26 protein-coding genes and 3 pseudogenes are annotated in these 25,240 nt (G+C 36.0%); 4 read left to right on the forward strand and 25 right to left on the reverse strand.

Annotated elements, in window-relative coordinates; translation table 11 throughout:
- Positions 1-538 precede the first annotated feature (538 nt).
- Positions 539-1,336 carry a peptidoglycan-binding protein gene (locus UP17_RS29795; protein WP_061464954.1) on the forward strand — a complete coding sequence of 266 codons (798 nt, stop codon included), beginning with the start codon at positions 539-541 and terminating at the stop codon, positions 1,334-1,336.
- 91 nt (positions 1,337-1,427) lie between these two features.
- Here the strand turns inward: UP17_RS29795 and UP17_RS20855 are convergent, their stop codons facing one another.
- From UP17_RS20855 to UP17_RS20865, 3 genes are read right to left on the reverse strand one after another with little or no spacing between them, the layout of a single operon-like run.
- Positions 1,428-1,961: a GNAT family N-acetyltransferase gene (locus tag UP17_RS20855; RefSeq protein ID WP_061464955.1), complete on the reverse strand. Its 534-nt coding sequence runs from the start codon at positions 1,959-1,961 to the stop codon at positions 1,428-1,430.
- Positions 1,942-2,391 (reverse strand): bleomycin resistance protein, encoded by a 450-nt coding sequence (locus UP17_RS20860; protein ID WP_061464957.1) that lies wholly within the window; start codon positions 2,389-2,391, stop codon positions 1,942-1,944. Before UP17_RS20860 ends, UP17_RS20855 begins: the two co-directional genes overlap by 20 nt.
- A gap of 57 nt (positions 2,392-2,448) precedes the next feature.
- A complete protein-coding gene (locus UP17_RS20865; protein ID WP_061464959.1) occupies positions 2,449-3,453 on the reverse strand; it encodes a phosphotransferase enzyme family protein in 1,005 nt (334 codons plus the stop codon).
- A gap of 417 nt (positions 3,454-3,870) precedes the next feature.
- On the opposite strand from UP17_RS20865, the gene UP17_RS20875 reads away from it, so the two are divergent.
- The gene (locus tag UP17_RS20875) at positions 3,871-4,569 is read left to right on the forward strand and encodes a Dph6-related ATP pyrophosphatase (RefSeq protein WP_061464963.1); all 699 of its coding nucleotides are present in this window, start codon (positions 3,871-3,873) and stop codon (positions 4,567-4,569) included.
- 219 nt (positions 4,570-4,788) lie between these two features.
- Here UP17_RS20875 and UP17_RS20880 read toward each other — a convergent pair whose 3' ends face one another.
- The 14 genes and pseudogenes from UP17_RS20880 to UP17_RS20935 all read right to left on the reverse strand — a co-directional run bounded on the left by UP17_RS20880 (position 4,789) and on the right by UP17_RS20935 (position 13,861).
- On the reverse strand, positions 4,789-5,019 hold the full coding sequence (locus UP17_RS20880; protein WP_061464965.1) for a hypothetical protein: 231 nt from the start codon (positions 5,017-5,019) through the stop codon (positions 4,789-4,791).
- Positions 5,020-5,087: 68 nt separating this feature from the next.
- Entirely contained in the window at positions 5,088-5,354 is a 267-nt protein-coding gene (locus UP17_RS20885; RefSeq protein WP_061464967.1) for a hypothetical protein, read from the reverse strand.
- A 480-nt stretch (positions 5,355-5,834) separates the two neighbouring features.
- Complete coding sequence (locus tag UP17_RS20890; RefSeq protein ID WP_061464969.1) at positions 5,835-6,746, reverse strand: DMT family transporter; 912 nt, start codon at positions 6,744-6,746, stop codon at positions 5,835-5,837.
- A gap of 274 nt (positions 6,747-7,020) precedes the next feature.
- Positions 7,021-7,107: pseudogene (locus UP17_RS29010) on the reverse strand (VOC family protein); the annotation flags it as partial.
- 14 nt (positions 7,108-7,121) lie between these two features.
- The gene (locus UP17_RS20895; RefSeq protein ID WP_061464971.1) at positions 7,122-7,652 is read right to left on the reverse strand and encodes a PepSY-associated TM helix domain-containing protein; all 531 of its coding nucleotides are present in this window, start codon (positions 7,650-7,652) and stop codon (positions 7,122-7,124) included.
- A gap of 50 nt (positions 7,653-7,702) precedes the next feature.
- Positions 7,703-8,143 carry a GNAT family N-acetyltransferase gene (locus tag UP17_RS20900; protein WP_061464973.1) on the reverse strand — a complete coding sequence of 147 codons (441 nt, stop codon included), beginning with the start codon at positions 8,141-8,143 and terminating at the stop codon, positions 7,703-7,705.
- 388 nt (positions 8,144-8,531) lie between these two features.
- Positions 8,532-9,797: a dicarboxylate/amino acid:cation symporter gene (locus tag UP17_RS20905; RefSeq protein ID WP_061464975.1), complete on the reverse strand. Its 1,266-nt coding sequence runs from the start codon at positions 9,795-9,797 to the stop codon at positions 8,532-8,534.
- A 605-nt stretch (positions 9,798-10,402) separates the two neighbouring features.
- Positions 10,403-10,609, reverse strand: a complete 207-nt coding sequence (locus UP17_RS20910) for a hypothetical protein (protein ID WP_061464976.1) — start codon at positions 10,607-10,609, stop codon at positions 10,403-10,405.
- Between the two features lie 48 nt (positions 10,610-10,657).
- On the reverse strand, positions 10,658-10,861 hold the full coding sequence (locus tag UP17_RS20915) for a helix-turn-helix transcriptional regulator (RefSeq protein WP_061464978.1): 204 nt from the start codon (positions 10,859-10,861) through the stop codon (positions 10,658-10,660).
- 12 nt (positions 10,862-10,873) lie between these two features.
- On the reverse strand, positions 10,874-11,272 hold the full coding sequence (locus UP17_RS20920) for a hypothetical protein (RefSeq protein ID WP_061464980.1): 399 nt from the start codon (positions 11,270-11,272) through the stop codon (positions 10,874-10,876).
- 309 nt (positions 11,273-11,581) lie between these two features.
- Entirely contained in the window at positions 11,582-11,962 is a 381-nt protein-coding gene (locus tag UP17_RS20925; RefSeq protein WP_061464982.1) for a DUF192 domain-containing protein, read from the reverse strand.
- Positions 11,963-12,143: 181 nt separating this feature from the next.
- Positions 12,144-12,644 carry a DUF6584 family protein gene (locus UP17_RS20930; protein ID WP_061464984.1) on the reverse strand — a complete coding sequence of 167 codons (501 nt, stop codon included), beginning with the start codon at positions 12,642-12,644 and terminating at the stop codon, positions 12,144-12,146.
- Between the two features lie 144 nt (positions 12,645-12,788).
- Positions 12,789-12,965 (reverse strand): annotated as a pseudogene (locus UP17_RS27935) (aminoglycoside phosphotransferase); the annotation flags it as partial.
- A 44-nt stretch (positions 12,966-13,009) separates the two neighbouring features.
- A complete protein-coding gene (locus tag UP17_RS20935) occupies positions 13,010-13,861 on the reverse strand; it encodes a LysR family transcriptional regulator (RefSeq protein WP_061464986.1) in 852 nt (283 codons plus the stop codon).
- Between the two features lie 191 nt (positions 13,862-14,052).
- On the opposite strand from UP17_RS20935, the gene UP17_RS20940 reads away from it, so the two are divergent.
- Positions 14,053-15,303, forward strand: a complete 1,251-nt coding sequence (locus tag UP17_RS20940) for an MFS transporter (RefSeq protein WP_061464988.1) — start codon at positions 14,053-14,055, stop codon at positions 15,301-15,303.
- A 422-nt stretch (positions 15,304-15,725) separates the two neighbouring features.
- Here UP17_RS20940 and UP17_RS20945 read toward each other — a convergent pair whose 3' ends face one another.
- From UP17_RS20945 to UP17_RS20955, 3 genes are all read right to left on the reverse strand, one after another.
- Entirely contained in the window at positions 15,726-16,166 is a 441-nt protein-coding gene (locus UP17_RS20945) for a cell wall hydrolase (protein ID WP_061464990.1), read from the reverse strand.
- Between the two features lie 240 nt (positions 16,167-16,406).
- The gene (gene ltrA / locus UP17_RS20950; protein WP_061461592.1) at positions 16,407-17,669 is read right to left on the reverse strand and encodes a group II intron reverse transcriptase/maturase; all 1,263 of its coding nucleotides are present in this window, start codon (positions 17,667-17,669) and stop codon (positions 16,407-16,409) included.
- Positions 17,670-18,985: 1,316 nt separating this feature from the next.
- Entirely contained in the window at positions 18,986-19,396 is a 411-nt protein-coding gene (locus UP17_RS20955; protein WP_061464993.1) for an Lrp/AsnC family transcriptional regulator, read from the reverse strand.
- Positions 19,397-19,529: 133 nt separating this feature from the next.
- On the opposite strand from UP17_RS20955, the gene UP17_RS20960 reads away from it, so the two are divergent.
- A complete protein-coding gene (locus UP17_RS20960) occupies positions 19,530-20,171 on the forward strand; it encodes a GTP pyrophosphokinase (protein WP_081108914.1) in 642 nt (213 codons plus the stop codon).
- A gap of 72 nt (positions 20,172-20,243) precedes the next feature.
- On the opposite strand, the pseudogene UP17_RS27020 reads toward UP17_RS20960, so the two are convergent.
- From UP17_RS27020 to UP17_RS20980, 5 genes and pseudogenes are all read right to left on the reverse strand, one after another.
- Positions 20,244-20,375, reverse strand: a pseudogene (locus UP17_RS27020) (recombinase family protein); the annotation flags it as partial.
- Positions 20,376-20,776: 401 nt separating this feature from the next.
- Positions 20,777-21,226 carry a GNAT family N-acetyltransferase gene (locus UP17_RS20965; protein WP_061464994.1) on the reverse strand — a complete coding sequence of 150 codons (450 nt, stop codon included), beginning with the start codon at positions 21,224-21,226 and terminating at the stop codon, positions 20,777-20,779.
- Positions 21,227-21,589: 363 nt separating this feature from the next.
- Positions 21,590-22,099, reverse strand: coding sequence for a DinB family protein (locus UP17_RS20970; protein ID WP_061464996.1), 510 nt, complete (start codon positions 22,097-22,099; stop codon positions 21,590-21,592).
- A 525-nt stretch (positions 22,100-22,624) separates the two neighbouring features.
- Positions 22,625-23,107: a hypothetical protein gene (locus UP17_RS20975; RefSeq protein WP_155727416.1), complete on the reverse strand. Its 483-nt coding sequence runs from the start codon at positions 23,105-23,107 to the stop codon at positions 22,625-22,627.
- Between the two features lie 761 nt (positions 23,108-23,868).
- A protein-coding gene (locus tag UP17_RS20980) for an IS3 family transposase (protein ID WP_434218677.1) occupies positions 23,869-25,019 on the reverse strand; the annotation gives its coding sequence in 2 pieces (ribosomal slippage) (positions 23,869-24,770 and positions 24,770-25,019; 1,152 coding nt in all).
- Positions 25,020-25,240: the final 221 nt, after the last annotated feature.

Raw genomic sequence — 25,240 nt, forward strand, 5'->3', positions numbered from 1 at the left:
CTAGTATCTGACTGCGCTCCCTCAAGATAACACTAATTGCCATAAAAGAAAGGACTAGCAACAAATTACATGAACAAAACTCCCAAATTAAACTTCACTTAGAATATAACGTTTTTTCATTAAAGCTGTCTTCATTTGGAAGCGGAAACCCTCAACTCCTCGTGATTTCTTGAGTACATATCGTTTTTATTGGAAGAAACCTTTAAAATTTTTCTTATAAAACAGAACGCCATATCTTTGCTTAAAGTCCGTGAATGAAAAGACCTGACTTGAAGGAGCGGATTATTGAAAAAATCTATCCCTGAACGATGTTGCCTGGATTTAGTACACTCAATTCTTTTCCTGATTCTTTTTAATAGAATCCAGAATCCGCTAATTACTAAGGATATGGTAACCCGTTCTCCGCCTCATTTCTTTTCTTTCTCTAACATGTTTTAACAATTCCTTAGTGCCTTCGCGGTGTTTTTCCTTATCTGCGCCTAAAAGAGCGATCGTTTAACGAATGGTTTAATTGCAGGAAACAACGAGGAGGATAAACATGAAGAAAATTATAATAACGATCCTAACGGCTTCTGTATTCATTCTAGGAGTTTGCATGCCAACTAAAGGCGAAGCCGCAGCTTTGGATCGCACACTCTCATCAGGAATGAGTAATGGTGATGTAAAGGAACTACAAGAATTATTACTGACAAAAGGGTTTTTTCCCTATTTTGAAGCAACAGGTTACTACGGACCGATTACAAAAGAATCCGTAAAGAAGTTTCAGGAAAAATCAGGGCTGAAAGCCGATGGAATAGCAGGAACAAAAACGAATCAGAAAATCCAGGTACTGAAAAGCGGGGATATCGGAAGACCTGTAGCTGAACTGCAGAGGCTATTGAAAGCCTCGGATGTTTACACATCAACGATCGATGGAATTTATGGTACAGGTACAAAACAAGCAGTCATGAACTTTCAAAAGCAAAAGGGATTATCCGCTGACGGTATAGCCGGTGCACGGACTTTCAGTAAATTAGAAGAAAGAGCCAGTTTAGCAAGCTCGGCCGTTAAAGAACTGACGGTAACAAGTACTGCATATACAGCGAGCTGCGAAGGATGTTCAGGCACCACAAGAATGGGCGTCGATTTACAAAAATATGATGATGCCAAACTGATAGCAGTCGATCCGAACGTGATTCCACTAGGCTCCATCGTTGAAGTCGAAGGCTATGGACAAGCAATCGCTGCAGACACGGGCGGCGCGATCAAAGGAAACAGAATCGATGTATTCATCTCAAAAGAATCGGATGCTTTAACGTGGGGAAGAAAGCAAGTGAAGGTTAAAATAATTAAATGATGCATGACGGAAACTTCGTTTTAATATAAAAATAGATACATAACAAAACCGAAAGAGCATGTATGGATCAATTCATGCTCTTTCAGTCTGTTCAAACCAACTTGTACATGATAATATCATCGACGTATTCACTTTCGTTCATCTTAAATTCCTTAATTTTACGGCCTTCTTCAACAAACCCCATACTTTTATAAAGTGATATTGCCCGATGATTTGTTGAAAAAACTCCTAAACTCACCTTTTCAATGAACGGATTGGCTTCTGCCCATTCCAATAATGCTTTAACTAGTTTTTTTCCAATACCCATCCCTCTGAATTTTTCTCTAATCATGATCCCAAATGAGCCCTTGTGAGACATTCTCCTCCTATTTTCCGATTGAAATCCTATCCATCCAATCACTTCACCATTTATTTCGGCCACGATGATGGTTTCTCGTTCATTTTCCAATAACCTTCGTATCCAATCCCTTTGTTGTTCTGGTGTTTTATTAAACTCGTCTGACAACGCAATAAAGTACTCACCTTCGGAAATAACGGAATACTGTACATCCAAAATTGCTTCAGCATCTTTTAATTCACCAGTCCGAATCATATATATAAGACTATTATTTTTCGTTTCTGACATGCCAATCCCCCTTATAAAGACTGCCCCCACTTGGATTCATTGACTGTGAAAACCTTAGTAAATAACCATCTGGATCTTGAACTAAAATCTCTTTTTTTACAAACACCTCATTATCGCTTTCATAATGGTTTTCCATCATTTCTCTAAATAATTTTATTCCATGCCTTTTTAAAGCAGCCGCCAATTTTTCAACATCTTCAATATCAATTTGAAAATTAATCCCTCTTCCCAATGGAAATTTTAATACTCCTGTATCCCAACTTCCATTTATTTCTTCCAGCATAATTTGCGATTCTCCCAAAGAAAGAAAGGCAAATTTATCATCAAAACGTTCATATTCTAAATGAAATCCCAAAATTTCAAGGTAAAATTTTTTCGATTCCCTTATATTCGATACTGATAGTTCAGGTACTAGTGCATTGAACTTCATATTCAGTTAAAGCCTCCTTGTCAGTGACCCGCTTAAATGTTCAGATACATCAATCTTTCAATAAATCAGGTTCGAATTGAAGTGAACAATAGGACGGCTTTCCATGATTCTTTGTTCGATTTTCTGAACGGTTTTATATAATTGATCATCCGCATTCTTCAAATCGTACTTTTTATGAAAAAAATTATATAACGTTAGATCCCTTAATTTTAAAAATAGCGGGATCGTATCGTAATCTACAAGTGCGAGTATATTTTCCGTCTCATAACCTTTTAGAAAATCCCCCATGAATTTGGCAGCATATCCATCGAGTTCTTTTACACCTTCACGTTCTAAACTCCACATAAGATAATACAGAGGTATGGCCAAGTCGCTCGCTAACCAGTGATAGGAACAGTCATCAAAGTCAAAAACATGAATCTTGCCTTCATGGAAATGGAAATTGCCGTTATGTATATCAGAATGAATCAATCCAAAATTATCTTGATGTATTGGAAGTGCATTTAATTTATTCATGATTAATTCTTGCTGGTGCATCACTTGCTCTGGAACATCAGATTGATAGTGCTCCGCATTCAATAATTCTTCTTCATGCCATTCGAGCCTTTTATATTCTGTTTCAGGCTTGTAACTTTTTGTTTTTTTATGCAGGTGGCCTATTGTTCTTCCCCATTCAAAAAATAAATGTCCGTCGAAATTTTTATCGGTGACTTTCACCCTTACGCCAGGGGCTTTTTCAAATAAACAACAATAAAAATCTGTGCCATCCAGACCCTTTACAATTTCAACTAAGTTATTTTCAGTCGAAGGGATAACTTTCGGTATTTCACTTCCATTATTCTGTAAGTACTCTATCCACTTTAACTCAGCAAGCACTTGGCCTTTTGAACGATGTGATTGGTGTGTCATTCTTAAGATGTATGGTGTTCCATCCCTGTGAACCTCAAATACGTAGTTCTCTGCATCGCCAAGTTTTACTGAACTCTCTGTACTCACTAGAAAAAAATGCCCGGCCAATTCCACCAATGCATTAGAAAAAATCCGCTCTACCGATGCTTCCATTATCTTCACTCCCATTAATGATGATTTTACTTAGTTAATAAAAAAAAGAATTATAATATGCTTTATACGATATCAATACGCCTTTTCCCTTTATTTGTATATCAGTTATATTCTAAATTCCTATGGCAACAAGGCGAAAGATATGTTTATAGTGTTGAAGCGATTACAGATTATCGGCTTTTATTACTCTATCTTCGTTATACAAATGGAACATGTCATGATCCCGTAAAAACCTCGCTTTTATTCATCATTGGAATTTCAGTTTTTTTTGCATCACGGTGCAATAATGTCCCATCCGTAAGGTCCAATAGTGATAAAATCAAACAAACAGAGCTATGAAACCTCATATATAAAATATGAAATTGGCTACTAACAGGCATTGTGAAAAAGTCATTAGAATAAAGGGGAAAGATATGAATGGCAGAATTAATCGATTGGAAAAATAGTGCTCGCGGGCATAAATTTATAGCTTCTTTTAGCGGTGGAAAGGATAGTGTCTTAGCCCTATATAAAGCAGTGAAGGTTGGAGAAGCTGTTGGGCTGATCGTCATGATGGAGGAAGAAGGGAAACGTTCCAGATCCCATGGAATGCCTCCGGAACTCATTCGTGCCCAAGCTAAATCAATAGGTTTGCCAGTTTATACTGCAGCTGCAAGTTGGACAGATTATGAAAAAGTATTTATGCGCCTTTTAGAAAAAGCTAAAAATCAAGGGGCAGAAGTGTTAGTAACTGGAGACTTGGATATGCCTGCTCATGGCTGTTGGCACGAAAAGGTTACGAAGAATGCTGGATTAAAGCTTGGGATGCCTTTATGGGAGATGAACCATCGTGAAGCTGTCGAAGAGTTCATAAATCTAGGATTTGTAACGAACATTGTAACTGTTAATTTATCACTTGGAATGCGAGAGGACGATTTAGGGCGAACGTTAACCCATGAATACGTGAAGGAGCTTGAAGCTCGTGGTATTGACCCTTGCGGAGAAGGCGGAGAGTTCCATACTACGGTAATAGACGGGCCCATTTTTAAACATCCTATTCCAGTTCGTAAATGTGAGATCATTAAGGACGGAGAATATGCTTTTTTACCTTTGGAGCTAGATCAGAAAATAACATAAAAAAGACAGTTTTCATCCAGGATTTCGTGGCCTCGCCTCTGAATTTTCAGATGTAAAACTACTGCGGTTGTGAGGATACCCCTCACAATCTTTTTCTGTTAATTTATTTAGCGGAAAGGCTAATATGAATTTTCTCCATATCGAGCTAGGATTCTTGGCATGACTTAAAAATTCTTTTCACTTCCTGCTTCAAAAAAAACGCCCTATGGGGCGTTAAAATCAAGATTCCTTTTCTTCTTCATTTGCTATTTTATTGAATTTCAAGATGGATTCTTGGATTACTGGATTATTGAATTCTTCTTGGATGGCTGATTGTACAAATGAATCTTCAACATTCGTTTCGTCCCAAGCATTAACCATGTAATCTGGATCATTGTTCGAATGCTCTCTGTTATATTCTGAACTTTGCCGACGATTTGATTTACCGTCTTGTTTCTCATTATTCGACAACTATTTTCACCTCTATTAGAGTTCAATAATATTTAAAAGCCCAAATCTGCTAAAAACCTTCCACCATTCTAAAGATCCTGGTCCTTCATTGAAATGGGTGATCCAGTAGAAGTATGTTGATTTACCCAGTCCAGCGACACTTTTGAAACGGCGGGCCACTCAGGTATTTGGGTTTTATGTTGTTCCACCCAGCTCATGCAATATTGCGGGTCTATATTGCTTTCTTCGGATTTTGCCAAGAATGACTGAATTGTAGTTTCCGTACAGTTTTCCCATGATCCACATGTATCCTGCCAAATATTTTCCATTTTATTTTGAATATTTTCGTTAGACATACGGGTTCCTCCTTTAGATAAATGGTTCTTTTATATATCTTAATTAAGTATGTCCAAGGCTAAATAAATCATTACAAAAATTTTTCCGGCATAGTGTTCAGTACGACTGCACTATGCTCCAAAAAGGCTTCAATGCCTTTTGATTTGAGACGTTTTTTTAACTTATACTTCGATTAGGGTCTCCTTATACGCTAACGTACCTGTTTGACTTATCTAATGAATGTATATGCTGCTTACATCTGCTGAGGGAGCATATATAACAGGGATGCCCTTCACATCAATGGCGGAATCACGATGTCTTCATGAACCCAAAACGACCGAAAAGCACCATCCTTTTCGGCCGATTTCATTCATTCGATAAAGAAGGGGGCTGGCTGCCTGTTAAGCAGTAAGATTGGGTCCCCACTTGTAGATTCTAAATAAATTCACTTTTATTATTTTAATTTCCTATTCCAGGGTATCGAATTACAGCGGAAACCCTTATTTGTTAATCGAATTTTCTTCTTTCAAGTTAATTTTACCAATATGCATGCCTATTCCTAATGCAATGGCAGCACCTAAACAACTGAAAAGACAGCCAGCAGCCAAGTAAAAGGATGGATCTGATTCACCAATCATCACTGAAGCCACACCTCCAATTGCTGGAAATAGGGCAACCATGTATCCACTTTTTGCCCCACCTATTTTCTCTACAAGCTTGAGGTAGAATAGCCAAGCTCCAAAGGAGGCGAATATAGTTAAATAGAACAAAGCAGACAAATATGAAATGGATGTCGGTATACTGACTGCTTGTCCTTTTATGAACACAATTGCCCCTAAAAGAATTCCTCCTGCTGCAAATCCAATTACATTAGCATAGATTGGGTTTACTTTCTTTTTAGCATTTCTAGCTGAGCATGCATCGCCCATTGCAGTAAGGATGGTACCAAGAACGGCTATCATGATTCCTTTTATATCATTAAATCCATGAATGTCATTCAAACTTGGGTAAATAACAATACACACAGCCAGTACACCAATTACCCCTCCAATTAAGATACGAGAATGTAATTGTTCTTTCAAAAAAAGACGAAGGGCTATAGGTGTTAAAATGACTTTCAATGAAAAGATCAATGTAACCATTGCCGCTGAACTTAAGATAGTCGCGTAATAAAGACATAAATAGCTTAAGGCAAAATTACATATTCCAAACACAATAATAAATGGAACATCCTTTTTCATGGGTTTTCCTTTAGGTCTGAGAATGCATAAAAGAATGAAAAATAGTATTGCCGTCATACTTAAACGATATGTTAAAGATAACTCTAAACTCACAGGTGTACCTTGAATCTTTACGGCAATAAAATTAAGCCCCCATACTAATAAACAAAATATGTACATAAAGTTAGTCATAATAAAATGACCAATTGGCGATATTGCCCACTTTCTTTTAGTATATTTAACTCGTCGTAAATGATTTTCCCATCCATAATTTAACCGCCTTATATTAAAAATCACATCCGGTTTTAATGTAATAATAAAGTAAATATTACCAATTCAAAAGGGATTGTCAATATATAAAAATACATTCCGAAAAAGCCCTCCAGTTCGGAGAGCTTTTCATTGGCTAACGAATATTAGCCTCTGACTGCAGACAAACTCGGTAATAATTGAGTTTGTCTGCAGTTGCTTTAAAAACATTTTGATAAAACTCAATGGATCTCTCTAAATTAGAAACTGAAAATAAAAAGTGATTCAAACCTTTTATAGACAAATTACCACCTCATATTAAGATTGCTTTTTTTTCGCCATTAGACGCTTATAAAGAGGATAGCCAAACATGTAATACCCTGAAAATGACAGCAATATTAAGGATAAACCTGTCATTGTGAGGATACTGTATCTATACCAATCGCCAAAGAATGATCCATCATGCAAAGTGATGAGGAAAGTCGAGTAATCCGGATTTGTGGATAACACTTTTCCCGTACTCACATCTAATTGAACACCTTGACCGTTATTAAAGCGAACCTGGTAAACATTTGCACTTGGTCTATATTCAATTCTAAATATATCTTCAACCGAGTCCGCACCCGGAAGATCCTGAGACGTAGCAATGGACACGACCTTCTCCATAGGTATCGCTTGATCTGGACCCGCCTCTTTCCCCATCCTTAACTCATCAGCCACTCCGAGTGGTAACATATAAACAAGCACGAGCCCTGTGACTGCGATGAACATAAAAAAAACGGATAAAACCAATCCAGTCCATTTATGTATTTTTCGGCTTAATTGATACAACTTTACAGCTTTCGACAATGTTGAATCACATCCCTTGACTATTTTTTCAAAACAGTAATACCATACAATTATAAATTTTTCTTCATAACCACCCGATCTTCATTTACAACATAATCATTTTTCAGATAAAATGCTTCTGCGAGCCCGTCATTATCAGTTAATAAATATAGACTTTTAATCTCTCTTTTCTGCAGTTCATCTTCTAAAGATTGAAGCATTTTTGAGCCATGCCCTTTACCTTGCATTTCATTATTCACACAAAGTTCTGCCAAATAAAAAGTTAAACCTTGATAAGAAACCTTACTATTTCCAACAACAAAACCAACAGCATTGTGATCAATCTGAAATAAAAATCCAAGAAATTTAGGCGTATGCAATAAGTCGGAAAGTCTCTCTTTAGCCGTTTCATATGTCCAACTTTCATTCCATGGTTCACGATTAAAAACGTTCATATAGAGTTCGATACATTGCTCCAAATTCTCCGATGTCAGTGGCAGCATTTCTGTCATATTCATGCTTCCTTTCTATTTTCATTAAAATTTTGTATATTAATCCAAATTATATCTTATGTTTGTAGAACTAACCTGTTTCTATAGAACCATAAAAGAAGAGCTGCCTTAAAGGCAGCTCCGATTTCTCAACTTTCACTAACGTTTTTTCCTGAACAATTTCTAAGCAATTGATTCTAAGAGTTATCCCACCTTCTTGCTTCTTTAGTTTCTACAACCACCCGACAGCAATACAATTCAAAAAAAGTCTTCAAGATTACTATTCAAACCCCATCATTAGTTTAAAACTCATGACTTTCAACAATGGGGCGAGAATATCAGGTTCTTGCTACTTGTATCATTGCTTTTCCCAATTCTTAAAGATGTAATGATGCTGCTTAACGGATCATCAAAATGTTGGTGGTACGTGCTGAATGCTTGACTGTTCGGTTTGAACTTTATTCCATCCCTCCTGACGGAACTCTTTTTCCCACTTCGAAACCACAATACAAGCGAGAACATGTCCAGGCGTATTACAAGCGGTACGTGCCATATCCAGCACACGGTCAATGCCTGCTATAATTGCGACGCCTTCTGCTGGAAGCCCTACCGCTGAGGCGGTGGCTAAAAGGACAACCAGCGAACCGGATGGAACAGCAGCAATTCCTTTTGAGGTTGCAACAAGAACCCCCATTACAATCAATTGTTGGCCAAAATCCATCGGGATGCCATATGCTTGTGCTAAGAAAATAGAGCAAACAGAAAGGTACAATGTCGAACCATCACAATTCAGTGATAGCCCAGAAGGAATAACGAACGAAACAACACGTTTCGAACAACCGTATGCTTCCATTCGATCCATTAACTGAGGCAGAATGGTTTCCGTACTTGTCGTGGAAAATGCGATGAGGAACAAATCCCATACCATTCGAAACACTTTAAAGTAAGAAATCTTCAAGAACCAAGCAATTATTGGAAACAGTCCGAAAATAACAATAGCAAGCCCTAGATACACAACCCCTATCAACTTTGCCATAGGGATTAAAAGAGCGATACCATACTGTCCAACAGAGGCTGCCATGAGCGAGAGTACACCAATCGGTGCTGTTACCATGACCATTTGTGTCAGTTTAAACATGATATTTGCAACTGATTCCATAAACTTCATTGCCGGCTCTGACTTTTTGCCAATTGCTCCAGCAGCTACACCAAATAGAATAGCGAAGAATATAACAGCTAATAAATCACTTTTTGCCATCGCATCAACAATGTTGCTTGGAATGATGTTAACAAGCATCGTTTTAAAATCGACAACTTTGGTAACGCTTTCATTTAATTGTGTGATATCTTTCTGGGCAAGATGGGACAAATTAAGCCCAGCACCAGGCTTTAAGATGTTAACAAGTAAAAGACCAATGCCTAGAATCAGGGTGGTAATAAATTCGAACCAAATAATTGTTTTAAGTCCTAATGAACCCATTTTTTTCATGTTTCCGTCGCCTGATGAACCAATGACAATAGTAGTGAAAACAATAGGCACAACAATCATTTTAATGAGATGAATAAAAGCGTCCCCAATCGGTCTTAAGGATTGGCCAAGTTCAGGAAAAAAATGTCCGATAAGTGCCCCAATAAACAATGCAATTAACACTTGAAAAGCAAAAAACTTTTTCATAGGTTGCCCTCCCTGAACGAAAGATTAATAGCAATCACACAATATTTCAATAAATAGAATAAACTTTCTCTTTTGACTATTGAATGAGAAAGAAGAAATAGCTTTTAATTGTTCCGGCTTATTCCATACAAAACCTCCCTTATAAAAATATTTGTAAATATAGAAAATACTGTATCATTTTTTCAAAAAATAGTAAATTATTGAATTACTATAAAGTTATAAGAATAAATTATTAATCCCGTTACGAATAAAAATTGCACTTCCAACATATGTGCAGCTTTGAAAAAAGATCAATCAAAACATGCCATTATACCAACACTTTATAGCGGTGTTACTGCTTTTTTATTTATATTGAAAATAGTATTCTTTAATAATTATAGTATGGTTAAACTACGTATTCCGTCGTTCGTAGAATATATTTACATGCTTCTGTAGCTTTAAAATAACGAACAAAAAGAAAGAGCATGTTTTGAAAAAAGATCAATCAAAACATGCTCTTATTTAATGTGATCGATTCACTTCTTTTATTGAACCTTATTCCACTAAAGCCCATGATAGTTTAAGTGATTTCATTCACAATATTTCAGTAAAAAATTGAAATTCCTTTAGTTCACAATAAATACTACAATCCCTATTATAATACACAGAATTCCACTCAAAAATTGTCCTAATCCTGAAGCTTCTCCCATTAACAGTAAATTGAATATGTTTTTGTTTTTTCGATTTTTTCCAAATAAGCCATCATCTGTTCTCATACGATAAATACCCCAAACTACTAAAACTATCCCAAAAATAAATAATATAAAAAGCATCTACATTCCTCCGTTGTTTGTTTAATATGTGCATCTTTGTGAAATGTACTATTTGTCATCCTCATCGAAAATAAAAGTTTCTTCGATTGATAAATCAAAAACTGAAGCTATTTTATACGCAAGTAGTACAGATGGATTATACTTTTGTTTTTCTAATGAGATGATCGTCCTAGAAGATACACTTACTTTATCAGCTAATTCTTGTTGCGTTATTCCATATTCTATTCGCAATTCTTTTACTCTATTTTTCATAAAGCCTCCTAATTAAAGGACAAGATTGTAATACTTTCTAGACCCAATTTCACTAATTATTAAAGATACTAAGAAAACAAATAATGCAGTATTTGTTGGGATTGCCACAAAATTAGTTAAAAACATAAGAATTAAAATTTCGCATATCACAATATGCAAAGAAAAGCGGGCAACTTTTCCATCAATTAAAGCATCTCTTTCGTCATATTCCTTTGATAATTCCTTTTCTAGTGATTTATTCTTTCGGGATGTAATGTAAGAAATTGTTGAGTACAACAAAAGTATTCCACCTAGGAATACAAAGATATAGCCAAAATTAAAGCTTACTGATGTATCGAGAATCATTCTAATGATTCCAAATATAATTATCAAGGTTGAAACTAAAAAACGCTGTATGAATAGATTTTTCAAACTACCTCTCCTAATCAACTTATTCTCCTCGGGTAAAGTTAACTTCATGTGAAGTTTATTTCACGTGAAGTTAACTTCATAATATACTTTTATAGAACAAACGTCAATCGATAAATAATGCAAAGTATCGCACCATTTTTTATAAACGCCGGCATAAAGAATAAACTTCCTTATAGGCAGCTCCGATCTTCAGCTAACGCATCTGTTTGTTTAAGTACATTTCTTCACCAATCTATTCAGTGACATTAACCTAAATATCCATAAAAAAATCACCTCACCTTTAAGGACTAGAAGTTAGGTGAGATGAATTCAATCAAACTTTACATAATCCCCTTCTTTGATTTGATTCTTTTCAAACCATCCAAGATTCACTTCAATTGCATAATGATAAGAAAGTCCCGGATCATAGGTAGGGCATTTATCCTCTTTACAAGGTTCCATATCAAGTATTTTCAATATTTCACCATCTGAATCAAGAAAAGCAATAGATAAAGGAATTAATGTGTTTTTCATCCAAAATCCACTATATATTTTTTCTGAAAACACAAATAACATCCCCTCATTTTCAGGTAATTTTCCAACAAACATTAAGCCCTTTTCTCTTTTTCTTTGAGTATCTGCAACTTGAACGATTAATCTAGTTTCCCTGTTTCCACTGAGTATTTTTAACATTTTTATTCTATTTTTCATGTTCACTCACCTTCGAGTATTATTATTAGCAGGAAAGAAACTTGATATCTTTTTAAAAGAAGTTCATGAGATTGATATTTCCTTTATTCGAAAAAACGTCTTTTTCCCCTAATAATAAAAAGGAAGAAAGTTGGAGATAAAACTAGAGCTAGAAGAAAAAATAACTAGGCAAGATTCTGGATCAAAAAATCCAGTTAAAGAGTGCGTAAACTCCGATTAATGCAAAAATAATTGTTAATATTATTATTGAGAAGCAACCAAAAATAACTACCTTATCTTTGAATGGATCTTCAGGTTCTTCCAGCAAATTTTCTTTAACTTTATTTTGTATAGGGGAAATTACCTGATCTAATTGCAATCTTTTTAAAATTTCACTATCACCTTTAAATTTTATAGCTCTTCCTATTCTGATAGGATCGTTCCCCATAGATTTTTCGAATTGAATACACGCTTTTACCATTTCTGGTGACTTATTCTTTTCTAAATACCAGTATCGACCAGCCATTGAAGGGTATTTTAATGCAAAATATATGTCCCCCAACTTTCTACGGAGGTCTAATTCATTAGGAAAGGTTGAAATTAACCCGTGTAGTCTATCCCGTGCTTTCCCTAAATCATTTTTTTCAATGTCCTCTTCTATCTTCTTTATAGTTTTAACAGGTATCTTATCTATTAAAAACACCTCATTCACCTTTGTACTTTACGGTCTTTATTTCTCGACAGTTCAAAATATTTCCTTTTTTCAACTAAACTGCCCATTTAGTTTCATAAGAAAACAACCTGGCTTATTGAAGTTAGCAACCTTTAGCACAACAAAAACTCCCCATTAAGTCCACTCTTTTCCATGTTCACAAATGAATTTAATATCGTTTTGGTAATGTTCAAGATGCCCTTCATCTATCATCTTTTGAAAAGCAATGTCACCTTCACTGGCTTTTCTTGTAATTGTTTTACATACCCCCTCTAATCGTAGCAATCCTATTTCCAAATACTCTTCTTCTATTCAATACGATCTAACTCTTTGTTTTATTCGGTACCCCTTTTTAATTAACCAATCGTCTTCAGAACATTTTTTAATTGTACGATATTGTTCTGTTCGCCGTCGTTCATCTTAAAAACGAAAACGGTATTAATGACATTGTTAAAGCTTAAATTGTAGTAGTGAATGTTTGTATAGTTATATAAGTCAATAAGCTTAGTATTCAATACTGCAATGGTATTGCTGATTTGCAAAAAATCTTGGATACTGCTGATTGATTTTATTTCCTTTAATTTATATGGTATTTGATTATTCATAAGCCATTCGGTCACAGCTCTTGTATACATACAACCTATACTCAATACGAGCAATGTAATAGGTGTTTTCCAATCAAAATTGATGATATGGTCCTTACTTGAAATGATCTCGAATGTTTCAGTTGCAACGATTTCATAAGTTAAGTCGGGATATTTCTTAATAGGTTCACTAATGAGTGCACAATCTAATTCGGAATTGTGCACTTTTTGGTTTATGGCATTACTGGAATCTACAGCGAAATCCACATCCATTTGAATGTCGTTCATATTCAAAGTGTTCGCGATGTGGGCACCATAGATTTTCAAGGTTGTATGTGATGCGCCAAAATCCACTTTAGCGTTAGTTTGAAAGGCACCGATGCTTTGTAAAAATTCTTCGTACTCTTTTGCAATAAGTTGAAGATAGTTTTTATACTGTAATCCTACACTAGTGATTTTCAATCCTTGGGGCGTGCGATTAAAAACAAGTTTGCCAATTTCCGACTCTATTTTTTTCACTTTAGCCGTAAGGGCGGATTGAGTATAGTTCGTGATTTCTGCAGACTTACTTAAATTTTGACGGTTTAATATTTCAATTTTCAATGCTATTTCTTTGATGTTCATATAGTTGGCACACCCTATAAAAAAATTTTATGAACCCTATCATTTCCCTCCATTTTACGCTTCTGGGCAGGCAGAGTAAACTCTAGTTAGCTTAATAAGTAAGGGAGACTAGATAATGTTAGAAGCTAATAATGAGAATATATCCCACCGAATTCTTATTGAACGATACATCAAACATAGGGGGAGCATTAATGCATACATATTATAAATGGTTAATCGTATTGGTGGCCACGTTATCCCAAACTGCAGCAACCTTTGTGACATATGGCATGGGACCCATCGCTGCATTTTATCAAATTGAATGGAATTTAACACCGCTTCAAACAGGCTTCATTGTTTCAGCGGTCAATATTGGGCCGATGTTTTCAATGCTGGCGTTCGGTTACTTGATGGATAAAAAAGGGGAAAAACACATTATCGGGTGGGGGACCATTTTATTGGGGCTCTCAGCTTTAACGCTGGTTTTTGTTAATGATTATATTGTATTGCTGCTTTTATTATTGTTGGTCGGTATATGGTACGGAAGTGCTCAAACCGGTGGAAGCACGGCCATCGTAAAATGGTTTCCAAACGAACATAGAGGGCTGGCTCTAGGGATAAGACAGACGGGAATACCGCTTGGAGGATCTTTAGCCTCTGCAGTTTTATCCTATACATATTATCATTTCAATTTGTCATCAGTTCATGTAGTACAAGGGATCGTAGCAATAATGGGAGGGCTGCTCTTCCTATTATTATATAACGAACCAGAAAGAACGAGTGAAACAGGATCAGCCTCGGTCGGGTTCAAGGAGAAAATGAGTGTCATCAAAAATAATAAAGAGTTATATCCGATGTATATAGTAGGTGTTGTGATGATGTCATTACAGATGATTATCATTGCGCATTTTATGAGTTATTTGCACAACGAAGGGGGCTATCCATTAACAGAGGCAGGAAAATATTTAAGCGTCGTTTTAATAGGTGGTATGGTTGGACGGGTAGTCATCGCCTGGGCCAGTGATCAATTCTTTGAAGGTCAAAGGGAAAGATTATTGCTTATTGTGATGGCTGTTACCGTAATTCTTACAGTGATCCTGCCGCTCATCATGACTGTTGAAATGGAAATCTTGATGCTATTATTTTGTTTTCTTTTGGGCTTTGTAGCCATTGGTTGGTATTCCATTTTTATTGCTTGTATCACAGAGCAATCGGATTCCCGTTTTATAGGTTTAACGGTGAGTTCAGCATTGACATTAAATCAATTATTCATTGTCATAGCACCCTCTTTATTCGGATTAGTCGTTAATCTATTGAACAGTTATCAACAAGCCCTATATTTGACCGGAATATCTGTAGCTTTGGGCGCGATTAATTTATATAGAGCAAAAATAAAAAAAAGAATGGATCATGGGATCACCACGAAGTTTGATCAAATTAATACAAATAACCTTGATAAATGAATTAATTGAAAGGGCATGTTTTGAAAAAAGATTAATCAACACATGCCCTTATTCTCTTTAATTGGATTATTCTTTTTAAAAAAATCGATCATTTTTTTTGTGTTCCTTAATCAGCTAACGCACTCGTTAGCTTAAGTACAATAATTCAAAATCTTACTTTTTTAGATAAAAACTATTACTAAAAGTTTTATATTGTATAAATATTTTAAATATGAAAAAAAGCTTACTCAAAGAGTAAGCTTCAGGCTGTCGACAAAGTCGACAGCTGTTTTTTATAAAAAGTTTAGCAACAATATATTGTGTCCTTCTTTCAAACTTACAACTAAATATGCTAATTAAAAGATAAAAAAACCCCTTTTTCTCCAACAATTCTTTTGGAAAAGGGGTTTGTCTACACTCTGAAGCTTACTCAAAGAGTAAGCTTAACCTCTATAAACACTATCACATGTTGCAGGTTTTGGTTCATAAAAACAATGTTCTTTAAATTGACCAGTTTGAGGTTGATCATACCATGTTGGAGGGCATGGAGCATGTGGATTAAAATACCAAAGAGCATATCTAGCCGGATGCTGTCTCCAGTACTTCAAATTCTGTTCTGCTAATCTTCTTTCAATACCTCTCGCTCTTTGATAAAATACATTCCCTTTTTGAACAGCTTCAAAAGAATAATTTCCTCCTTGTACATGATAAATGACTTGTGGAATTGTTCTTAAACCTTTAAAGTCTAAACAATTAGCTACAAGACGATTTACAATTACATTTCCAACATATAACATTCCTTGTTGTCCTTCTCCTTCGGCTTCTGCTCTCATCATCCTTGCCATTAAGTCAACGTCTGAACTTCGGTAGCTTGCTCTTGCCATTTTTTCCACCCCAAAAATATTATATGAAAAATAGCCTACAGCCATGTCTTTTATTTATGTAATATAAAGTGCTTAGTTATAATAACTTACAGCTTTTAAGTAAAATGAAAACTATTGCATTCTTTTTTCCCTTTATTCAACTAAACTGCCCCGTTAGTTGTATAAATCGAGTAGGAGGAGGCGCCTAGCCTCCGACCTCTCACACCACCGTACGTACCGTTCGGTATACGGCGGTTCAGTTTAAGTCTGACGTAGTTTTGTATATCGTTCATATAGATTTACTAACCCATGATGGAGCCAATAAACATTATTAAGGGTTTTGTCTAGAATAGGACTATGCGCTATGCGCCAATAACCCTTTCTGCTATTTCCCCATTCATATGCTTTTCCAAATGGGACGCCTAATCCTTTGAGTTTCCTCACCCTCGTTCTTGGTAATTTCCATTGCTTCCATAGGCACATTCTGAGTCTTCTTCGAATCCATGAATCTAAATTCTTCAATACGTTCGGAGTATCAATGAGGGCGAAATACCCCATCCAACCTCTAAGGTATTGCTTTAACTTATTTATTCGGAGTTCCATGGGTATCGGTAATTTTCTCGAGGTCATTTCCCTGATTCGTTTCTTTACCCTCTTCACCGTTTGTTTAGCCAGTAGAACCTTCGGGTTCTTCTTTGACTTCGTGAAACTAAAACCGAGAAACGTTCTGTTCCAAGGGCGATCATACTTCGACTTCTCGTAGTTGACCTTTAGCTTCAGTTTATTTTCAATGAAGCTTGAGATATTTCCCATTGCACGTTTGGCGGCTTTTCGTGTCTTCACAAAGATAGTACTGTCATCCGCATACCTTACGAATCGAAGATTGCGTTTCTCTAGTTCTTTATCTAAATCGTCTAACATGATATTAGATAATAAAGGACTTAACGGACCTCCTTGCGGAGTTCCCTCCTCACTTTTATGAAAAAGTCCGCCTATCATAATGCCTGCTTGAAGGAATTTACGAATCAGTTTAAGAACTCGTTTATCTTCAATTTTCCGCTCTAACATTCCCATGAGCTTGTCATGATTCACTTTATCGAAGAACTTCTCCAAATCCATATCCACTACCCATGTATAACCTTCGGTTATATAGGACTTTGCCTTTCGAACCGCCTGGTGCCCTTGTTTGTTAGGGCGAAATCCATAGCTATTCTCCGAAAAGGTCGAGTCATATATCTTGGTCAATATTTGGGCAATGGCTTGTTGAATGAAACGGTCTAGAACGGTTGGAATACCCAAAAGCCGAACTCCGCCGTTTGGTTTCGGGATTTCGATACGACGGACGGGCTTCGGTTGATAGGTACCCTGTAAAAGGGCAGTTTTCATGTTGTACCATTCGGTTACGAGGTGCGGTCTCAGGTTTTGAACGCGCATTCCATCTACACCATGGCTTCCCTTATTTCTTTCTACACGCTTCAATGCCTGTATTAAGTTTTCCCTCTCTAGTATCTGTTCCATTAACATCGTTGATATCCTTTCTACGTGGATAAATGGTCTATTTGTGCCTTTATCTGCTCCACCCTTTTGAAGTTCCCCGTGTATTCACCACTTCTTCCTTCAAATAAGTTCCGTTAGGAATTGTTTGCTTCTTCACAGATAACGAACGCCTAGTATTCATCCTTCTTAATCTGTTCGGTCCTTCCTTGTCTTCTCGAGTAGACAAGTACTATGACCTCTGCTGACTTCTGATGATTCAGCTGTCCATCACTGGAAAGGTTACCAAGTGTACTTGGCTGTCATCAGACCTCCCCGGGTAAGAGTGCAATCTTTCCCTCCATCTATCTGCTTCATTTACTCTGTACCACCTTCGGCAGTAAGGACTTTGTTTTGTTTCGCAAACTCATCCAATGATACCTAGCCTTATATGAAGTTCGTGTTCCTCAGACCGGAGGTTTGCCGCTTGCTTCCTTCAGATTCCACGTCACCGTGGACACCCTTGCATTAAGCTAACCACTACTACTGCCTTCATGATTCGGGACTTCCACCCTATAGATTGCACCCATGCCGGGCGCACGAAAAAGCTGCCTTAAAGACAGCTCTGATCTTCAGCTAGTCGAGTAGAAGGGAACCTCTCTACCTTACGGTAGATTGTGTTCCTGCCCCCCTCACAGAACCGTGCTTGCGCTATTCACGCACACGGCTCCTCCTAGTTACCATTCACAAAATGTAGCTAATCTCTCAGATTCAGATTTTGCTAATTCTGCTATCCTTAGTAGTTTTGTTTCCATTTATCCCTACCTCTGAGTGTAGTAAATGTTTCCCTAGTAAGGGTGATAACTGGTAGCTAGCCTTTCCTCCATCGGCATTACCCAACTTCATTGGTACTACGCTGCTATCCGACTCCCTACACAGCATTTGGTTTCCTTGCTTTTTATCGCTTGTACACCATACTCTTCTAATAAGAAAAGACCGATAGGGTCTCCCGAGTTGCCGTATCATATCGATGTGTAACGTGCCAAGGTCTCTGACTCCAGAGAGGTTTTATCCATCTTGCCCTTAACGAAGGATAAAATGTAGCTTTCTGCTGTGCGTAAAGCATCAGCCCTCTCGATTTACTAACTTTATGGAGCTCAATCCCTTCAACCATTTGGCTTTCGGCCCGCCACCTAACTGTCTACGCTTAAAGACTAAAGTTACCTTTAGCCCTCCAAGACTCGCTACGAGCGAATGGCTAGTTCTTACTCGACGGGAATCCCACCCGCTATATGATACGACCTAGGCTCGGCCGCACACGCACCCGTTAGTTTAAGTATATTTATTCACAAACTCCCCATATAACACTATTTATTAATAACAATCGATAATTTATAGTTTGCATGCTCGTTTAACCCTTCTAAAAGTTTATTCATTAGTTCATTCGATGGAAATTTACATTCAAGAAGATAACAGCCATCTCCACTGATTTTATAGTTACGTACAAGGTATTGTTCCTGAGTTTTGATGAATGATAAATATGGCTGATGGTTAGTGCTTTGTGTAATGATAGTTAGAAAAGCATGTATATAAAATCCCAATTTGACTTGATTAACTTTAATGCCATATCCCTCAATAACTCCACTATCCTCTAATTTCGCAACTCTGGCTGAAGTAGCTGGACCAGTCAAATGGACTTTCTCACCTAATTTTTTCATCGTGATACGACTGTTCTTGGATAGTTCATCAAGGATATCCATATCCGTCTTATCTAACATTTTAATAATCCTTTCATTTTTCACTATGTTGATAAATAATCAGTAAAAGCAACTTTCACAAAAATGGGAAGTTGCTTTTTTTTTTAGGGTATCTTGGTTATGATAATAGAATAATAACAGGAGGGCTGTGGACATGCTGAAAAAAAAGATGAAAATCGAGGTTATTCAAAAAGTATTAGACAATTGGAGGGGGTTCTTTTTACCTTACCAAATGGCCCTACATGAATTAGAAAGTGATTTCAAGGTTATTGACTTAGAATGGAAAACACAACATGGCTATTCTCCTATTGAACATATGAAAACACGTATGAAAAAATTAAGTTCTTTGGTGGAGAAAATACAAAAAAAAGAAATTCCTTTAACACAAGAAGCGGTGAGGAATGAAATAAGAGATATTTTGGGAGTTAGAATTGTCACAAGTTTTATTGATGACGTATATATGTTGAAGGAGCATATCGAGCAACGTGAAGACATTCGAATGATACGCGTAAAGGATTATATTCAGGACCCGAAAATGAGCGGATATAAAAGTTTGCACCTGATTGTAGAAACCCAAGTCATCTTATCCAACGAAATAATATGGGTTCCTGCAGAAATACAAATTCGTACTTCCGCTATGGATTTTTGGGCATCCACCGAGCATAAACTAAACTATAAATATCAAGGCGAGACTATACCAGAGGATGCTCAAAAGCAGCTAATTGAGCTTGCCAAAGCTTCTTCCTTAATGGATAAAGAAATGTCAAGATTAAGAACAAAATTACTGGCCAATTAAGCAAACAATCGTGACACCTTTCTCATTTCAACCTTAAGTCAATCTGACAAATAAAAACACTTAGTCTTAGAATCTAAGGGTTTCATCCTTGTTCCGTCCAAAACGATCCAGTGAATGAATGTAAAGAACATCCCCTTTCCGGATCATTCGTTTTAACAATTGATATTGTTCTCGTTCAAAATTTTTCCCACTTTGTTTATCCATACTTTAACGGACGTTAAAAGTAGTTGATTTTATAAAAAAATGCCCCGTTCGCAAAAATGTACTTTTACGAACGACAGGAACAACGCTATACCTCCCATTTCGGAAATTTTATACTCTAAGAGAATTCCAACCTAAAAAGTCGCTCTCCTCTACGTGAACTGACCCCATAAAGTTAGACAGGTTATTTCGTTAGGCAGCCCGTTGGGTATGAACTCGGTATTGTACCGGGCTCATACCTTTTAATTTACCTTTATCATATGTCACAGTTTTTGTTTAAAAAGAGGGAGCAAGACAAAAAATGTATGATTATATAAAGAATCATACTTTTAAAAGGCCACCAATTGGCGGCCTTCTTTGGCGCTAACACACCCGTTAGTTTAAGTGTTAGACATCACAAATTATTAAAAAATATTTAATTCTAGAAATTCATCAGTTTCCATAAAACCAAACTTCTTATACACTGGTCTACCCATTTTTGAAGCCCCAAGCCATATTTTTGAAATACCTGAAATCTTAACTTCATCAACTAATTTAGTTAACAGCTTTGTTGCGATTCCTTGCCCACGATAATTTTCATTAGTATACATATTTGTGATATAAGCCTTTTTTCCAGTCTTATTGGTGTAACAAGGTGGAAATTCATAAAAAATTACTGCACCACAAGCTATAATTTCTTCATTATCCTCCACTAGCCATTGAATTAAAGTACCATCACTTAGTTTATTTTTAAAGAAAACATATAGTTCTCTATCAATATCTATATTAGGTTCTATCCCCTCATCAACTAATTGCTTTTTTCTTAACTCGACCAATTTATCAATATCATCGATATTTGCTTTACGATATTTCAACTTCTCACAACTCCTTTATAAAATTACAACTGACCAGCCCCATAGCATAATTAATTCTCATCATTTTACCATTGATTCTTATTAAACTAAACAAAAAAAGGTAAAAGTTCCCTCACTTTATTTATTTTACCATAAAAGACCATTTCCCTTATGTTACTAACCTGCCCCGTTAGTGACATAAGGATTTTTAAACAACATTATTATTTTTTAATGACTTTATTATAAATTAAACAACTTTATTATCTCTGTACAGTAGCGTCAGGAAAATGCGGATTTACAACGTTAAGGAAGTTTCAATATTAAAAAACCTAATTTCTCAGCATTACAATGAGAAATTAGGTTTTTTCATTAATAGAAAAAGACTTATAAGTATTTATCACTAATCACTTTCATATGGTGTAACTCGTGCCCGACAATGCCATATGCAAAGGTACCTATCGAAACTGGGCTGTTCATTACAGTTCCATTACGATCCCACGCTGCATCATCAATGGTTGAAATAAGACTTAACGTGTTGGAGCGTACCGTGTCTAAACCAGCTAGTAGCTGCTCCCAGGATAATTTGTTGAAGTTTGCCGCAGAAACGTATTGATCCTGATCCATTGCTGGGAGTGGTGCACTTTCATTTCGAGCAATGGCAAGCATTCGATACGACATCACACGTTCCGCGTCGGCCATATGCCCAATCACTTCTTTTAAAGTCCATTTCCCTGGTGCGTACGCCTTCCTTGCTGTCTCCTCTGATATGCTGCTCAAGAGGGTAATGGTCTTAGTTCGTTGCTTACTAAGTATTTCTTCAATATCTCCATCTGGCACAAGACTAACATACCTATCATACTCTGGATTTTCAATAGATAATGGTCGTGGACGCACAAGAATCCTCCTCATCGGAATAGTTAATTATGGTTCTAGGCTAATATTCGACTGTCAAGAAGATATTTCCTTTATTTGATATTTAATTTCATTACCGCAAAATATTTGCAAATTAAACAACTTTATTATCTCTGTACAACTGATTTATGCAGTTAACATAATACAGATAATAATGGATTAGTTCACTTTTTATTCCACTAACCTGCCCCGATAGTTGCATAATCGAGTAGGGGGAAAATAAGTTAGATAATAGCAATTGCAGAAAATGACAGAGCTATAAAACATAACATAAAAGATTTTTTTCGCTTACTATTCAAACCAACGTTCCCTCTCAAATCCTTTCTTAATAACCAAAACTATAAAATAGCCAGAAATATAATTCTTCCATTAAACTCCCTAAAAAGGGCATTACCACCGTTCAGTAACGCATTTAGTTTAAGTACAATTCTTCACAAACTACCAGCTAGTTTAATTCAATAAGAAGATATAACGTACTGTTGACGAAATTGTTGTATGGTTATGTTTTTAATTATCGTGATTAGATAGGTATTCTGCTACATCTTTTGGAACTTTAAAATTTAAATTTAGTTTCTTGGTTCTAAGCTCAATATAAGGACTATCTTTATATGTAATAATTGTAGCGATTTGTTTAAGTTCCTTTTTAACTGTAATAGGCTCTCCAAGTTTGACTGTACCCTCTTGGTACATCTTATAAATATACCCTTTAGCTGAATTTGAAGGAATATCTACAATACTCCATTTATCAACTTCTAGTGCATTAACAAATTCACTTACATCTTCTTGATTGTCTATAACGTTTAAAACCGATTCTGGATTTTCTTCTGACGATATTTCTATCTTTTGGGCTCTATCAAGCCCAGGATCTTCTTTCAAATCTTCTTTTTCTATACTACATCCGAATAAAAATATAGATACGCTAAAAGCAAATATAAATTTCATACAAACTTTTTTAATAATTGTTGTCCCCCCTCCAAGAATCAGAACCATACTCATTTACCAGACCAAGAAAATTTTAACATTTATTGATTATTATTACTATACCTCTACAGTCTAATAAATAACTTCACTTAAGCTATCCTGCTCCTTTAGTTCCATAAAAAAAGAGCTGCCTTAAAGACAGCTCCGATCTTCAGCTAACGCATGCGTTAGTTGCATAAGTAAGAGGTTTGAAAAAATAGCCTGTGTATATCTGAACGATGAATAACTTACCTATTTTCTTGTGTTTGTTTGCACCATTACAAAAAATTCAGAAAAACGTAACTAAGTTTATATATTCATCAAAAAATACGTTAGAAACATTGATATATTAACAATTTTATAGATTGCAGTTTATTTAAACTATCGCAATTGACTAGAATCGATTTACAACCATTTAGAAACGTAACCAAACCGTAACCATTTTTATAAAGAACTCGTCCAACGTAAAATTGAAAGTATGAATTAAAGCAGCCGTTTCTATATTGGAATGCGTTGCTTTATTTTTTATTGGAGCATATCAGAAATGTTTTAGCTGTGGTAAGAAAACTACTAGCAATAAAAGTTATTAAGCTAAACGCTGGTAGCTTGCTACATACCAACTATGCTTATTAATCAGCTTTGTGTGTTCAGAAAACCATTCTAAGCGATTTTCAAACTTTCTAATGATGATTGATTAGCTAATTTCGTCTAAGGCTAACTCATCATCTATCTATTTTTTTATATAAAGAAATGGATTTGAGTCAATATTTTGGACACAAAAAAGTTAAATCTTAAGCTGCATTTCTAATTTGGTCTTCAATGGCTTGTGGAGTTTTATATCCTAAGCTGCTGTGAATTCTTTTTCGGTTATACCAACCTTCAATAAATTGGAATATCGCTAATTTAGCTGTTTGGTAATCTAGATACTGGACGTGGTTGACTTCTTCCTTTTTTAATATCGCATGAAAGGATTCAATACAGGCATTATCGTACGGGCAACCTTTCTGACTAAAGGATTGCTTAATATGATGATTCTGAGTATGTTGAGTGAACTCACTGCTTGTATATTGTGAGCCAAGATCCGTATGAAGAACTAAGCCCTCCGAGGGCTTTTGTGAAGAGTGAGCGTTATCGAAAGCTTTTATGACCAGTTCTGTCGTCATAGAACGTGAAAAGGAATACCCTACTATTTTCTTTGAATGAAGATCCAATACAGAAGCTAAATAACACCATCCGTCTTTTAACGTGTGGATATACGTAATATCAGCTACCCATTTCTCATTAATGGTCTGGGTGGTAAAGTCTCGTTTAAGCAAATTATCTAACTGAATAACTTTTTCTTTAGATGGATAAGGACGGTATTTTTTCTTCGTGATAGAACGAATACTCGCCTTGCTCATTAAGCGTTGAACACGCTTTAGACTGAGGGAAAATCCTTTGGTTAATAGGATTTGATGTATCTTAGGAGCACCATACCGTCCCTTGCTTTCTAGGTAAATGAGATTAATTTTATTCGTTAGTTCTTTGTTTTCCTGTTCGCGATTGGATACTACAAGTTGAAGAGACTGATAATGGCTGCTTCTTGGGATTTCTAATACTTCACACATTCTCTGTACAGGGTATAGATTCCTATTTTCCTCGATAAATTCGGTAAGATCTGTCTCGGTTATTTTTTCGCGAATATGGCCATAGCCTTTTTTAAGATTTCAACTTCCTGCTTTAACCGAAGGTTTTCCTTCTGTATGGCGGCTAATTCCTTTGGAGTCATAGACTCTTCCCCTAAACCGATAGGGGTAAATTCTTTAACCCATTTATAAATAGTTACGTCTGATACACCATATTCGCCACTTAATTCTCTTACTGAATTACCCGAGTGATAAAGATCTACAATAGTCTTCTTGAATTCATTATTATATTTTTTACCTGTATTCTTACGTTCCAAAACGGACACATCCTCTCAAAAATCATTGTAAGGACTTAACTAAAATGTGTCCATGAAACTATACTAACTCCAGAAATCCATAATTGCGTAAACCTCGTAAACCTTTTAACCTATAAACGTGATATAGTAGGTTTTTTTATAGGTTTACTCATTGGTTTCCCTTTAAGTTATTAGAAGTAAATTCAGCGCATTGGGATTCCCTGATTTCCTTGAGTGTGGGG

Source organism: Peribacillus simplex (genome assembly GCF_001578185.1).
In the GTDB taxonomy this organism is placed as follows: domain Bacteria; phylum Bacillota; class Bacilli; order Bacillales; family DSM-1321; genus Peribacillus; species Peribacillus simplex_A.

What these genes read in the sequence shown, in the direction of transcription:
- UP17_RS29795 (WP_061464954.1), top strand. Translation starts at nt 539, where the DNA reads ATGAAGAAAATTATAATAACGATCCTAACGGCTTCTGTATTCATTCTA.
- UP17_RS20855 (WP_061464955.1), bottom strand. Translation starts at nt 1,961, where the DNA reads ATGTCAGAAACGAAAAATAATAGTCTTATATATATGATTCGGACTGGT.
- UP17_RS20860 (WP_061464957.1), bottom strand. Translation starts at nt 2,391, where the DNA reads ATGAAGTTCAATGCACTAGTACCTGAACTATCAGTATCGAATATAAGG.
- UP17_RS20865 (WP_061464959.1), bottom strand. Translation starts at nt 3,453, where the DNA reads ATGGAAGCATCGGTAGAGCGGATTTTTTCTAATGCATTGGTGGAATTG.
- UP17_RS20875 (WP_061464963.1), top strand. Translation starts at nt 3,871, where the DNA reads ATGGCAGAATTAATCGATTGGAAAAATAGTGCTCGCGGGCATAAATTT.
- UP17_RS20885 (WP_061464967.1), bottom strand. Translation starts at nt 5,354, where the DNA reads ATGTCTAACGAAAATATTCAAAATAAAATGGAAAATATTTGGCAGGAT.
- UP17_RS20890 (WP_061464969.1), bottom strand. Translation starts at nt 6,746, where the DNA reads ATGACTAACTTTATGTACATATTTTGTTTATTAGTATGGGGGCTTAAT.
- UP17_RS20900 (WP_061464973.1), bottom strand. Translation starts at nt 8,143, where the DNA reads ATGACAGAAATGCTGCCACTGACATCGGAGAATTTGGAGCAATGTATC.
- UP17_RS20905 (WP_061464975.1), bottom strand. Translation starts at nt 9,797, where the DNA reads ATGAAAAAGTTTTTTGCTTTTCAAGTGTTAATTGCATTGTTTATTGGG.
- UP17_RS20910 (WP_061464976.1), bottom strand. Translation starts at nt 10,609, where the DNA reads ATGCTTTTTATATTATTTATTTTTGGGATAGTTTTAGTAGTTTGGGGT.
- UP17_RS20915 (WP_061464978.1), bottom strand. Translation starts at nt 10,861, where the DNA reads ATGAAAAATAGAGTAAAAGAATTGCGAATAGAATATGGAATAACGCAA.
- UP17_RS20925 (WP_061464982.1), bottom strand. Translation starts at nt 11,962, where the DNA reads ATGAAAAATAGAATAAAAATGTTAAAAATACTCAGTGGAAACAGGGAA.
- UP17_RS20935 (WP_061464986.1), bottom strand. Translation starts at nt 13,861, where the DNA reads ATGAACATCAAAGAAATAGCATTGAAAATTGAAATATTAAACCGTCAA.
- UP17_RS20940 (WP_061464988.1), top strand. Translation starts at nt 14,053, where the DNA reads ATGCATACATATTATAAATGGTTAATCGTATTGGTGGCCACGTTATCC.
- UP17_RS20945 (WP_061464990.1), bottom strand. Translation starts at nt 16,166, where the DNA reads ATGGCAAGAGCAAGCTACCGAAGTTCAGACGTTGACTTAATGGCAAGG.
- ltrA (WP_061461592.1), bottom strand. Translation starts at nt 17,669, where the DNA reads ATGTTAATGGAACAGATACTAGAGAGGGAAAACTTAATACAGGCATTG.
- UP17_RS20955 (WP_061464993.1), bottom strand. Translation starts at nt 19,396, where the DNA reads ATGTTAGATAAGACGGATATGGATATCCTTGATGAACTATCCAAGAAC.
- UP17_RS20960 (WP_081108914.1), top strand. Translation starts at nt 19,530, where the DNA reads ATGCTGAAAAAAAAGATGAAAATCGAGGTTATTCAAAAAGTATTAGAC.
- UP17_RS20975 (WP_155727416.1), bottom strand. Translation starts at nt 23,107, where the DNA reads ATGGTTCTGATTCTTGGAGGGGGGACAACAATTATTAAAAAAGTTTGT.